Below are 11,392 nucleotides of genomic sequence, written 5' to 3'. Positions count from 1 at the left end.
GCTCGTAGAATTCCGGACATGCGTACTGTCGCGTTGGCCGTCACTGACGGCATGCTGCACTTCGAGCTGTCCATGGCCATCGAGGTGTTCGGCTCGGACCTGACCCACATCGTGGACCCCTGGTACGAGTTCTCCCTCTGCGGACCGGGCGCCGTGCAGGTCGGCCGCTTCCGCCTGGAGCCCGACCACGGGCTCGACCGCCTCGCTCACGCCGACACCGTGATCGTCCCCGGCTGGGCCGACACCGACACGGACCCTCCGGCGGAGCTCGTCGACGCGGTGCGCGCCGCCCATGCGGCCGGCGCCCGCATGGTCTCCTTGTGTACGGGAGCCTTCGTGCTCGCCGCCGCCGGCCTGCTGGACGGCAAACGCGCCACCACGCACTGGGCGCACACCGCGGAGCTGGCCAGGCGTCACCCGAACGTCATCGTGGATCCGGACGTCCTGTACGTGGACAACGGGGACGTGCTGACCTCCGCCGGCAAGGCCGCCGCCATGGACCTGTGCGTGCACCTCGTCCGCCTCGACCACGGCTCGGCGAACGCCAACAAGATCGCCCGGCGCCTGGTCGTTCCACCGCACCGCGACGGCGGGCAGGCCCAGTTCATCTCCACGCCCGTCCCCGCCCCGGGCAACCATCCCCTCGCCGACCTCTTCCCCTGGACCCTCCAGCGGCTGGGCGAACCCCTCACCGTGGAGGACCTGGCCCGCCAGGCGCGGATGAGCTCGCGCCATCTGGGCCGCCACTTCAAGTCCCTCACCGGTACCACCCCGCTGCAGTGGCTCCACATCCAGCGCATCCGCCATGCCCAGGAGCTGCTGGAGACCACGGACGAGACCATCGACACCATCGCCACGGCCACCGGCATGGGCACGTCCACCACCCTGCGCCGGCATTTCCACCGGACCGTCGGCGTTCCACCGGACACCTACCGGCGCACCTTCCGCTCCCACGCCCGTCCCCATCCCGACGCCGCCGCGTACCACGCCCGGCACGAGGCATGATCGGCGGAGGCGGAGGCGAGCACCGTTCTCAGCAGGCCTTGAAGCCGCGAGAAACGGCCTACGCCTTGGGCCTCCAGGGCTCGTCGGAGGACTCAGGGCCGTTGAGGGCGTGGCGGAGCTTGTCCTTGAACGAATGCGGAGGAGCCTGGATCTCTTCTTGCGTGTGGACGAGGCGGGCGGTGCTCACGCGTACGTGACAGGCGCGGTGACGCTGCCTGAGGTGGACCAGCCAGGCACCGTCCGCGGTGAGAAAGGCCTGACGGGCCGGAACGTCCCCCGGACTGGCGTAGCCGGCCAGGAAGGGCGGCACATAGTGCAGGGCCGCGTCCTCGGCCACGGCGAGAGCCTGCTCCTCCGTACCCTTGACGAGGTGGCTGGCCGCCAGGGTCCAGCGGTGCAGTTTGAGCACGACACCGTCGGCACTGCGGGTCGTGCGCGTGTCCTCCTCGATGAGGACGTACCACTGGCCATGGGTCATGAACGGAGCCTAGACCGGTGCTCCGGGGACGCAAGGGATCGTTCAAAAGTCCCGAATACGAGACCGCGTCAGCCCTGCGGCGACAGATACCCGGCACCAGCGGACCCACTCGCCCACCCGACTGATGGCGCTATCGGCGGCGACGAACCGGACCACAGGCGACCAGGGCCTCGATTTATGGCCGTCCCGGGGTAGATGTACTGGTGTGGCTGCGCGACCGCGTGGACGAAGGTGAAGAACACCTGCCGGCCGTTCACCACCCAGACGGAGAAGACCGAGCTCCCCGAGACCATGGAGACGTGCCCCTCATGACCAACCCCCAGCCAGACAACATCCCGGGTCCCGAGCACTGTGCCGGTCCGGGCGGGTCGGTTCCGCTGACCGCCCACGTGAAAGCGGGGCCCGGCGGGGCGATGACCGACGAGGTCGGCGTCATCACCGGCGACGTCACCCTGACGAGCGAGGCCGGCCAGGACGGCACCGTCCGGATCCGTATCCAGTACACCGGCGCGGACGAGTGGTACACGCTCACGGGCAGCCCGGCCCCCCTTGCGCCGGGAACCCTCGCCGCGTTCCACGAACACGTCGTCGACGCCGTCCGGGCCGGCGGTGCGGCCGAGGTTCCCGATTCCTAGCCGGATCCGGCCTTCCGTCCGCGACGGGGGAGGCGGCGGAGACGGCGGGCCGAGCCCGCCTGTCGGCCGTGTAGCTACGTCGCTGCGCCCGCGTCCGTGACCATGCGGACGAGGGTGTCGACGATCTCCTCTGGAGTGGTGCCCAGGCTGTCCGGGCCGGGGTGGCCGCTGAGTTCCATGTCGGCGATGCCGTGCGCCCTGGTCAGCAGCAGGGCGCTGCAGAGGCGGGTGTTGCGCTCCGCCACCACGTCGGCGACGACGGCCAGGAACTCGCCCTGGAAACGTCCTGCCGCGCGCAGGCGGCTGCGGTCGGGTCTCCCACCGGTGTGCACAGCCGCCCGCGAACGCGGTCGAGTCCTTCGCCGTGGTCTTCCGGTCGGTGTCCGGGGCGCCTGAACAGCATCTGGTACAGGTGCGGCTGGTTTCGGCCGACGGCGATGAGGGTGTGCAGAGCGCCGCGCAGCCTGTCTGCGGCGGACCGGGCCGGATCGGGCCGCAGGGCGTGGACCTGGTCGCCAACCGTGCCCCGGGCAGGCGATGCACCGGGGCACGGGTGGTCAGCGGCTGTTCAACGGCCCTGCAGGGACTTGACGTTGTCGCCGAAGGTCCAGCCCTTCGAGCCGTCCCAGTTGACCGACCAGGTCATGAGCCCCTTCAGCGAACCGCCGAAGGCGTTCCACGACTGGCTGACCAGGCTCGGCGCCATGTAGCCGCCACCCGCACCGGGCTGGGCCGGCAGGCCGGGGACCTGCTTGTCGTAGGGCACCTTGATGGTGGTGCCCTGGATGGTCAGGCCGTTGTTCAGGCACGTGGTCTGGGCGGTGAAGCCCTGCACGGTACCGGCCTGGTAGGAGTCACCGGAGCAGCCGTACATGCTGCCGTTGTAGTACTGCATGTTCAGCCACCACAGCCGGCCGTTGTCGGCGTACTTCTTGATGATCGGCAGGTAGGAGCCCCAGATCGACCCGTAGGTGACGCTTCCGCCGGTGACGTACGCGGTCTCGGGGGCCATCGTCAGGCCGAAGCCCGCGGGCATCTGGGCCAGTACGCCATCGATGATGCGCACCAGGTTGGCCTGGGAGGCGGACAGCGTGTTGATGTTGCCGCTTCCGGTCAGGCCGGTCTCGATGTCGATGTCGATGCCGTCGAAGTTGTACTTCTTGAGGATCGGTACGACGGTCGCCACGAACCGGTCGGCGACCGTACTGGAGTTCAGGTCGATGCCTGCGGTGGCGCCGCCGATCGACATCAGGATCGTCGCTCCGGCCGCCTTGGCCTGGCACATCTCGGCGGGGCTGGAGACCTTGACGGTCGCGTCCATGCCGTCCTGCCACAGGACGGTGCCGTCCGAGAGGATCACGGGGAAGGCCGCGTTGATGACGTTGTAGCCGTGCGCCCCGATCCGGCTGTCCGTGATGGGGACCCAGCCCATGCCGGGGTGGACGCCGTTCGCGGCGCCGTCCCAGTTCTCCCAGTACCCCTGCAGGACCTTGCCCGACGGCTTGGGCTTCGTGGGGCAAGTTTCACCCGGCGGAGGGGTGGTGGGAGGGGCGGTGGTGGGCGGAGGGGTCGTCGGCGGAGCGGTGGTCGGCGGGGTCGTGGTCGGCGGAGCGGTCGTCGGCGGGGTGAACGTCGGCGTGGGGGTGCCGCCTCCGGGGCCGGCGAGGGACACGTCATCCGCGTAGTACGCGGGCTGCCCGTACCAGCCGTGCAGGTAGACGGTCACCGAGGTGGTGTTCGCCCCGGTGGTGAAGCCCACGCTGAGCTGGCTGTACGACGGACTGTTCGGCGTCCAGGTGGACGGGGCACTCGTGATACCGGCGCCGGTGGCACCGAGGTAGACGTAGCTGCCCTGGACGTAGGCGCTCAGCGTGTACTGGGAGTTGGGCTGCACGCTGATGGTCTGGGTGCACTGGCCGTTGTCCTGGCCGGCCGGCGTGGCCTTGAGCGCGGAGGTGCCGGAGTGGACCGGGCTGGCGACGGCCGCGCCGGAACCACCGGAGCAGATCCAGTCGGAGAGACCGTTCTCGAAACCGGAGTTGGCCACCAGGTTGGCGGTGACGGCCCCGGCCGTGACGGACCCGGCCACGGCAAGGCCGGCGGCTATGACGGCGGCGGCGCTCAATCCGGCGAGAGTGCGGCTCAGCACGGTTGACCCACGCCCGGCGCGGCCGGGATCCGGACGAGGGGCGATATCGCCCGACAGGCGTGGAGTACGCGGCTTCCGACGGAACATGGTGTGCTCGCTTCCCGCCGAGCGCCATGGACATGACCGGCGCGTGGGGGCGTGACGCCCGGCTGTGGGTGAGGTGGGGAACATGTGGGGCTGTGCCGGACCGGATCGTAGGAGGCGTCGGAAGCCTGGTCAATAGGTCTGGACCAATAGGGGGAAGTGCGGTTCGATCGAGTGGGGTGCCTGAGCTCTGGTCTCCAAACCCGGATGTCCTCGGTTCGGCGCGCGAGCACGGCCGCGAGCTGCTTGACGCGGTCACGCGGGGACGGACCCCCTACGCGTCACGGGCCCGCTCCAGTGAACCGGAGCGGTGAGTTCGACGGCGCGGAGCGCTGCGGCGAACGCCTGCTCGTCGTTCACGTCCATCGCGGTGTCGGTCAGCTTGATGACGTGCTCGTCGCCGTGGGCGAGGGCGCGCTCGAGGACTTCATCGGCGGTAATGCGAAAGGGAGTCGTGTACGGGATCGGGGCTTGCGTGACGTACATCGCCGTCACCGCCGCCGAGGCCGTCCACGCCGCGTGCAGGCTCGGCACCCAGAGGGTGCGCGGGAGCGCGGGAAGCGTGCGCAGCACCGCGTTGGGCGCTGTTGCCGCGTGGACCAGCATCGTCTCCTCACCGTGGCCGTGGGTGGCGTAGCGGTGGGTCGCGGCGCGTACCAGCTCTGCCAGCTTGCGTTGCGCCTCGTCGGGGTCGGTCACCTCCGCCGCCCAGGCCGGCAGCCGGTCCACGCGGGCCAGCCTGTCGGGGAAGCCTCCTCGGGGGTCCCCGATCGGCGGGACCGCGGCCAGGGCTTGTCCGGCGTCGGCGGTACCGGGGAGCTTGGCGATCGGGGAGACCGGGCGGTGCCTGGCGGCCCAGTAGCCGAGCCCGTGGGCGAGTTCGGTGAGGCGCGGTGGGCTCTCCCCGCCCTCGATGAGGGTGCGCACGGTATGGCCCACCCGGATCACGGGGTGGGTGGATCCCCCGTAGATTCCGGGCAGCAGCCGTGACCACCACACCGCCAGGAGGTGCCCCCACGGTTGATCGGCGAGCTCGCGCGAGAAGTACGCGATCCAGTCGGCCGCCCGGCGCGGGTCCCCCAGCGCGGTCCGCCAGTCGGCCTCGGTGACGGGGGCCACCGAGGCGGGGAACTCCTCGAGCTTCGTCTCGTAGAGGTCGAGCCAGCGGTGCACGGCACCCGACTGCCCGCGCGAAGCGAGCGCCTCGACCACCATCGGGGCGTGATTGGTGAGCCGGCCCAGACGTTCGGGGCCGGAGGTGTGCAGCCGTTCCAGCGCTTCGTCGAGTACGCCGCTTCCGTAGTGCATGTCCATGCTGAGCACGCTAGGCGGGGTGGTGCGGTTTCCTCATCGGGCCTGGGCCCGAGTTCCGTCCGACCAGGCCTAGGACCAAAGTCTCAACGACCGTCGGAGCGCTGAGGGTGAGCCCGGATCCGCGTGACGGGTGGGCGGTTCGCGGCCGGGCGCAGTTCGGTGTGTCCGTGTCGTCCACCGGCCGGTTGGTGCCGGTAGGAACCAGGGCCCTGCGGGCCGTACTCCCCGTGGTCGAGCCTCGGCCCATGGGAATGCTGACGACCTGTCTGGTATCGCTGGCCGGCGTGAACCTCGTACTGGGCCTGACCCGGCTGTGGCGGCGCGCGGGTGAGGCCCGGATGGTCCGACAGGTGCGGGCTTGGGCGGAGTTCGACGTCTAACATGCGGAGCTGCTCGGTACCGCCGAACCGCTGTGCTCGAGCAACCACCAACCCGACAGGCTCGCCCGGAACTCCTTCCGCGCGGCCGAAGCGGCCGTCCGTTTGATGCGCGCGGGCGGGCTGTTCCACGGGCCCGGCCTGGAGTTGACGCAGAGCGCGGCCGAGCCGGCCCACCCGGTCACCGCAGCCGCCTTTCGGGCAGTCGGCCGATCCCAGGCCGCAGTCGGCCGGCTGTGCGTCGGCGACATCAGCCGCGACCCCGGATTCCTGGCCGCCGTCCGGACCCACCTGAACGAACTCCTCGCCCACGCCCCCGCGACCCGGCACCACTTGGGCAACATGACCAGAGACACGGCTTTGTGGTCGTACGGCCTCGGCGCGGCGGACCCTGCTGTCCATGCCTTCCTGCTGCTACGCCGCTCCGCTCCCGGCGATCCCGACGTGGTGCAGGGCTCCTTCGTGCTGGCTTCCCTCGTCTTCGCGGCGGCCCTGATCGTGATCACAGCCCAGGCCGGCAACACCTGGCATCCCCTCGAAGACCCGCAAGTATCCGCCGCCCTGAAGGAGCCGGCCCTATCTCGCGCAGACGCCGCAGATGCCGTAGACGCCGGTGACGGTTCGCACATCAGTAGATTTCCCGGCGATCCGGAAGCCGGCAGAGGGGCATAGGACTCCCCCCTCAGAACACCCCGGGGACCGTGTGCGCAGCCGGCCGGGAGCCGGGCGTCATAGGGAAGCGGCGGGAGGTGTCCAGTCCGGCTCGCGCCCGCTGAGCCCGACTGCCCGGTCCAGCAGCGGGGCGTCGTCCGGTACGGGCACGAGGGGTCCGAAGATGCCTCCGCCGCGGCTCTCGTCCTCGGCGGCGGCCAGCAGGAACGCGTGCGAGGCGCGCAGTGCCGCCTGATCGGGGACGTAGTCCTGGCCGGTGGCCCGGGCCAGGTCCCAGCCGTGGATCACCAGTTCGTCGACGGCCACCACGGCCGCGATGTCACCCGGCAGGTCCACGCCACCCGCGCGGGTCATCCCGGTCCAGGCCGCCGGGTCCTTCCAGGCCTCGGCGAGTTCACCGAGGACCCGGGGCAGTTCCTCGCGCCAGTCGGCGGGCAGCGGGGTCGCGGCTTCGCCGGGGTCGGTGTCCGTCGTGGGGCCCAGGTCCTTGCGGGCGGCGTCACGGAAGGCGACGGCGAGGCCCGCAAGGTGCCCCAGCAGGTCCCTGACCGAGTAGTGGGGGCAGGGCGTCGGGTCGCCGAGCCGGGTGTCCGGGACACCCGCCGCCAGACGGGCCACGATCCGGGCTTGCGGGCCGAGGTCGAGCGTCGTCGTACCGGTCATCTGCCGCACCTCCAAGGCGATGGCGGGTCTGCAGGGTAGACCGGCGGCACGGCCCGTACTCGTCGCAACACGGTCCGGAGGCCTGCCCGGGCGGTCGAGCCGGGCCGTCGAGGCGGGCCGCATCGCGCGTGGGCCGGCGGCCTGTGTCGCTCATCCGCACGCCCGGCCTCCGGCGCCAGTGGGGCATGGCGGTCGCCTTGCTGCGTCCATCGAGGTCAGGTGCCCTCGGCCAGGCGACGTTCGAGGGGAGTGCGCATGCTGGGCCGGATGCGGATCTCGCCGAGGAAGGCGGCCAAGCGAGCCGTCTCGGTGGTGATCGCTTCCCGGGCCTCCGGGGTGCGGCTCGCGGGCGCCAGCAGTTGGGTCGCGATCTCGCCGTCCGGACGCTGGGCCCAGCCGCCGACGACACGGCCGTCCCACCAGATGGTGGGGCCGATGTTGCCGAAGGCATCGACGAGTTCGGGTACGTGGGCGGGGTCGAGGTACCAGTCACGGTGTCGCCAGCCCATCGCCGTGGGATCGAGGGAGGGCAGCAAGGCGGCCGCGGGCGCAACCTCCGAGGGCAGATCGAGCTGGTCGGGCAGGGCGTGGCCGGGCCCGTGGGAGAGGTCGGCTTCGACGGCTGGGGTGCGGGCCATGGCCCGGCGGGTGTCGGTGAGGGTCCAGCCGGTCCACCATTTGACGTCCTCCGTGGTCGCGGGGCCGAAGGACCGCAGATAGCGGGTCACCAGTTCGGCGCGGGCGTCGTCGACCGGGAGGTCCGGGTGGGGCTCCGCCGGCGCCCAGCGGAACTGCGAGGACGCCCAGGTGCCCAGCGGGCGGCCGCGCCGGATCCGGCCCTGCGCGGCCATCACCCCGAGCACCCGGCTGGTGATGCGGGGCGTCGCCTCGTACGGCTTGCCGGGCGAGAGCGTGATCTGCGTACGCAGGGCGGGCACGGCGCCCCCCAGCTCGGCGGCCGTGGCCTCCCCGAAGCCGGCCAGGGCCACCAGTACGGCCCGTTCGGCGGCGGCCAGCCAGTCCTCGCCGTGGCCGTGCTGCTCCCCCACCACCTTCAGCAGGTTCTTCCGCTCCCGGGCCGCGACAGCCCTCGCGGTCGACGCGTCGATCACGGGCGCCAGGTCGCGCGGCACCACGAACATGGTGCGGCGCATGCACAGCATCCGCACCAGGCTCCGCTGCTCGTACAGGGCCCCCTCCAGCTGCGCCGGCGTTGGATCGGTCATACGCGCGGCCACCGCCAGGTAGACGGTCGCCGGGTCCGTGGCGTGCAGGGCGAGAAGCGCGTCGGCGACCTGCTCGGGCGTTGTCGCCCGCACTGCGGGGGCCAGGAGGTGGGCGGTGGTGAGGCGGGCGCGCCGCTGCTCGTCGGTGATCCTCGGTCGGGACTTGGTCATGGGGGGGCCGGCGGCGTCGAGAGCCGTAGCCGTCCTTTCTCGGATGCGGGTGGGAGGCGCTCCGCCGCGGACGGGCTGTCCGGGGCGGAGAAACGTTGGCCGGGATCAGCCGTTGGGTATTCCGAGCCGTTCGAGGAGGGGCTTCCCGGCGTCACCGGGGGCGCCCCTGACCGATCCGGGGCCGTATTGGGCATCCGGGTCGTCCGATCGGGTGCGGACGGATCAGACGGATCAGAATGGATCAGACGGCAGATGGATCAGACGACCGTGCCCGTGAGCCGGGGCGTCCGGTCAGACGGTACGGCCGAAGTAGGCGGCGAGCCGGTCGAGCGCGGGTGCGTCCTCGGGAGCGGCCTTGGACGGGCCGAACATGCCCGTCTGGGGCCGGATGGCATCGGGGTAGTTGCCGCACCAGGTCCCGAAGGCCGCCTCGACGGTGTCCTGGTCCCCGGTACGGTCCTGGCCGGTCGCGGTCGCGAGGTCCCAGCCGTGCAGGACCGAACAGCGAGAAGTCGGGGGCGCCGCCCCGCGCGAGGATCACGTCGTAGGGGTTCCCGGCCACGAGGTGGTCGGCCAGGCCCCGCACGTCGAAGTCGTCACACGGCGTGGGCAGCGGTACTGCTCCGGGGTGACATTGCCGAGCAGCCGCGTCGTGCGGGTCATAGCCCGCTCCAGCAGCTGGATGTCCTGGGACATGATGGTTGCGCCTCTCCGCCGGGTGGGTGTGGGGATGCCTGCACGGCTGGATGGCCATCAGGCACGCGGAAGCACCTCCGCCCTTCTTTCGGGTACCGGTACACCGACAACCCCAGAGTGCACCCCATTGCGGACAGAAACTGTCCGCAATGAGACAGGCGGCGCCGTCAATCACTCCCCCCGGTGGTCTTCCCGGCGGGCGGCACTCGGCGGTCCACCCGTCCGAAGCCCGCTCCGGTCCGGTCCGGTCCGGTCCGCAGAGGGAGAAGCAACACAAAGGGCCATGTCCGGAACTGTTTGGATCATGTCGTTCCGGACACTCGTATGGAGATGGTGTTCCGCGTGAAGATGTCTGTGACGGAGTGCGGCGGGCCGACAGGGCCGGGCGGCGGGACAAGCAGGTACTGAGGAGCGGGTTCATGACATCGGGTCAGATGGTGGCGGTGTTCGGTGCGTACGGGCACACCGGGCGGTTCGTGGTGGCGGAGCTGGTGGAGCGGGGGTTCGTGCCGGTGCTGTCGGGGCGCGACGGCGACAAGCTGAAGGCCCTGGCGCACGAGAGCGGACTGGAGGCCCGGCCTGCGACGGTCGGCGACGCCGACTCGCTGGACCGTGCGTTGGCCGGTACGGCTGCGGTGATCAACTGCGCCGGGCCCTTCGCCTCGACGACCGCCCCCGTGATCGAGGCGGCCCTGCGGGCCCGGATCCCCTACCTGGACGTGGCCGCCGAGATCGAGGCCAACATCGACACCTTCGCGCACTTCACCGACCGGGCGCGTGACGCCGGGGCGGTGATCGTCCCGGCGATGGCCTTCTTCGGCGGTCTGGGCGACCTGCTGGCCACCGCGGCGATGGGTGACTGGACCGAGGCCGAGGAGGCGCACATCGCGTACGCCCTGAGCAGCTGGCACCCCACCGCCGGAACGCGGCTGTCGGGCGCGGTCTCGCGGGAGCGGCGCGGTGAGCGGCGCATGCGGTACGCGGGCGGGCAGTGGGAGTACCGCACCGACGCCGCACCGACCCTCGAGTGGAGCTTCCCCGAGCCGATGGGCCCCCGGCCGGTGATCGGGGAGTTCACCATGGCCGACGTGGTGACCGTACCCAGCCACCTGTCGATCCCGGACGTGACCACCTATATGACGGTCGAGGCGGTCCGTGACATCGCGGCCCCCGGCACGCCGGCTCCGTCCGCGGCCGATGACAGCGGGCGGTCCGACCAGACCTTCCTCGTCGACGCGGTCGTACGGTCGGGCGGCGTCGAACGCCGCGCCGTGGCCCACGGGCAGGACATTTACGCCGTCACGGCCCCCCTCGTCGTGGAAGCCCTGGACCGTGTCCTGACCGGACGCACCCGCACGGTCGGCGTCGCCTCCGCGGGCGAGATCTTCGACGCACCCGACTTCCTTCGCGCGCTGTACCCGCACATCACCCTGGAGCTGCTCCCGTAAAGGGGCACCGCGGCCTGCCACCCGCCGGACTCAGGTGGGCGCCCCGCCGAGACGGGCGCGTGGACTTGGTGGCGCCCGGTCGGCGTGCGGCGGCAGTCATCGGGCTTCGCCGGTCAGGCGGCGGAGCGCTCCCCGGCAGCCGGCGGGCCGTCCGCGGCGCGTTCGAGCGTCACCCTGGGCAGCTTCCGGTCGAGCGGAGCGGCCCAACGGCCACACCCGGTCCGGTTCCCTCGGTCGGGCGTGAGATGGGTCACTCGGCACGCCTCGGTGGGGCGGGCCCTACCGAGATCGTCGACGTGAAGACATTTCGGCGTTTGTGGCTATTTCTTACGGACATGCCTTGCTCCGCCGGAATCGGAATGAGTGCCTTTCGTTTCGCCTTCGTCAACCTGCCTGTCAGGGGGCGGTCCTGGCCGTGTGTCAGTTGTCGGCCGTAGGAGCTGCGGCGGGGGAATGCACGATCACGTGGCCGAT

11 protein-coding genes are annotated in these 11,392 nt (G+C 71.2%); 5 read left to right on the top strand and 6 right to left on the bottom strand.

Annotation, left to right across the window (positions count from 1 at the left end):
- Positions 1–18: 18 nt before the first annotated feature.
- A complete protein-coding gene (locus OTB20_RS11660) occupies positions 19–1,005 on the top strand; it encodes a helix-turn-helix domain-containing protein (protein WP_267817028.1) in 987 nt (328 codons plus the stop codon).
- A 58-nt stretch (positions 1,006–1,063) separates the two neighbouring features.
- Here the strand turns inward: OTB20_RS11660 and OTB20_RS11655 are convergent, their stop codons facing one another.
- Entirely contained in the window at positions 1,064–1,483 is a 420-nt protein-coding gene (locus OTB20_RS11655) for a hypothetical protein (RefSeq protein ID WP_267817026.1), read from the bottom strand.
- A 308-nt stretch (positions 1,484–1,791) separates the two neighbouring features.
- On the opposite strand from OTB20_RS11655, the gene OTB20_RS11650 reads away from it, so the two are divergent.
- On the top strand, positions 1,792–2,118 hold the full coding sequence (locus OTB20_RS11650) for a hypothetical protein (RefSeq protein ID WP_267817024.1): 327 nt from the start codon (positions 1,792–1,794) through the stop codon (positions 2,116–2,118).
- A 74-nt stretch (positions 2,119–2,192) separates the two neighbouring features.
- Here the strand turns inward: OTB20_RS11650 and OTB20_RS11645 are convergent, their stop codons facing one another.
- The 3 genes from OTB20_RS11645 to OTB20_RS11635 form a co-directional block, all read right to left on the bottom strand.
- Positions 2,193–2,450, bottom strand: coding sequence for a hypothetical protein (locus OTB20_RS11645; protein WP_267817022.1), 258 nt, complete (start codon positions 2,448–2,450; stop codon positions 2,193–2,195).
- Positions 2,451–2,686: 236 nt separating this feature from the next.
- Positions 2,687–4,354: a carbohydrate binding domain-containing protein gene (locus OTB20_RS11640; RefSeq protein WP_420716372.1), complete on the bottom strand. Its 1,668-nt coding sequence runs from the start codon at positions 4,352–4,354 to the stop codon at positions 2,687–2,689.
- A gap of 252 nt (positions 4,355–4,606) precedes the next feature.
- Complete coding sequence (locus tag OTB20_RS11635) at positions 4,607–5,665, bottom strand: questin oxidase family protein (protein ID WP_267817018.1); 1,059 nt, start codon at positions 5,663–5,665, stop codon at positions 4,607–4,609.
- A gap of 245 nt (positions 5,666–5,910) precedes the next feature.
- Here OTB20_RS11635 and OTB20_RS11630 point away from each other — a divergent pair, with 245 nt between their 5' ends.
- Together OTB20_RS11630 and OTB20_RS11625 are read left to right on the top strand one after the other, a co-directional pair.
- Positions 5,911–6,045: a hypothetical protein gene (locus OTB20_RS11630; RefSeq protein WP_267817016.1), complete on the top strand. Its 135-nt coding sequence runs from the start codon at positions 5,911–5,913 to the stop codon at positions 6,043–6,045.
- A gap of 105 nt (positions 6,046–6,150) precedes the next feature.
- Positions 6,151–6,714, top strand: coding sequence for a hypothetical protein (locus OTB20_RS11625; RefSeq protein WP_267817015.1), 564 nt, complete (start codon positions 6,151–6,153; stop codon positions 6,712–6,714).
- A gap of 57 nt (positions 6,715–6,771) precedes the next feature.
- Here OTB20_RS11625 and OTB20_RS11620 read toward each other — a convergent pair whose 3' ends face one another.
- The gene (locus OTB20_RS11620) at positions 6,772–7,377 is read right to left on the bottom strand and encodes a TIGR03086 family metal-binding protein (RefSeq protein ID WP_267817013.1); all 606 of its coding nucleotides are present in this window, start codon (positions 7,375–7,377) and stop codon (positions 6,772–6,774) included.
- Positions 7,378–7,592: 215 nt separating this feature from the next.
- Positions 7,593–8,774 (bottom strand): winged helix DNA-binding domain-containing protein, encoded by a 1,182-nt coding sequence (locus OTB20_RS11615; RefSeq protein ID WP_267817011.1) that lies wholly within the window; start codon positions 8,772–8,774, stop codon positions 7,593–7,595.
- Positions 8,775–9,889: 1,115 nt separating this feature from the next.
- Here OTB20_RS11615 and OTB20_RS11610 point away from each other — a divergent pair.
- Positions 9,890–10,918 (top strand): saccharopine dehydrogenase family protein, encoded by a 1,029-nt coding sequence (locus OTB20_RS11610; RefSeq protein WP_267817009.1) that lies wholly within the window; start codon positions 9,890–9,892, stop codon positions 10,916–10,918.
- The last annotated feature ends 474 nt before the right edge of the window (positions 10,919–11,392 follow it).

Origin of the sequence: Streptomyces sp. H27-H1, from assembly GCF_026627445.1 — a bacterium.
Lineage (GTDB): Bacteria > Actinomycetota > Actinomycetes > Streptomycetales > Streptomycetaceae > Streptomyces.
The sequence above is the reverse complement of the archived record's forward strand: the minus strand, read 5'-3'. Positions and strand labels throughout refer to the sequence as shown.

Excerpts from the sequence above, each read along its gene's own strand:
- OTB20_RS11660 (WP_267817028.1), top strand. The coding sequence starts at position 19 with ATGCGTACTGTCGCGTTGGCCGTCACTGACGGCATGCTGCACTTCGAG.
- OTB20_RS11655 (WP_267817026.1), bottom strand. The coding sequence starts at position 1,483 with ATGACCCATGGCCAGTGGTACGTCCTCATCGAGGAGGACACGCGCACG.
- OTB20_RS11650 (WP_267817024.1), top strand. The coding sequence starts at position 1,792 with ATGACCAACCCCCAGCCAGACAACATCCCGGGTCCCGAGCACTGTGCC.
- OTB20_RS11640 (WP_420716372.1), bottom strand. The coding sequence starts at position 4,354 with ATGTTCCGTCGGAAGCCGCGTACTCCACGCCTGTCGGGCGATATCGCC.
- OTB20_RS11635 (WP_267817018.1), bottom strand. The coding sequence starts at position 5,665 with ATGGACATGCACTACGGAAGCGGCGTACTCGACGAAGCGCTGGAACGG.
- OTB20_RS11630 (WP_267817016.1), top strand. The coding sequence starts at position 5,911 with ATGGGAATGCTGACGACCTGTCTGGTATCGCTGGCCGGCGTGAACCTC.
- OTB20_RS11625 (WP_267817015.1), top strand. The coding sequence starts at position 6,151 with ATGCGCGCGGGCGGGCTGTTCCACGGGCCCGGCCTGGAGTTGACGCAG.
- OTB20_RS11620 (WP_267817013.1), bottom strand. The coding sequence starts at position 7,377 with ATGACCGGTACGACGACGCTCGACCTCGGCCCGCAAGCCCGGATCGTG.
- OTB20_RS11615 (WP_267817011.1), bottom strand. The coding sequence starts at position 8,774 with ATGACCAAGTCCCGACCGAGGATCACCGACGAGCAGCGGCGCGCCCGC.
- OTB20_RS11610 (WP_267817009.1), top strand. The coding sequence starts at position 9,890 with ATGACATCGGGTCAGATGGTGGCGGTGTTCGGTGCGTACGGGCACACC.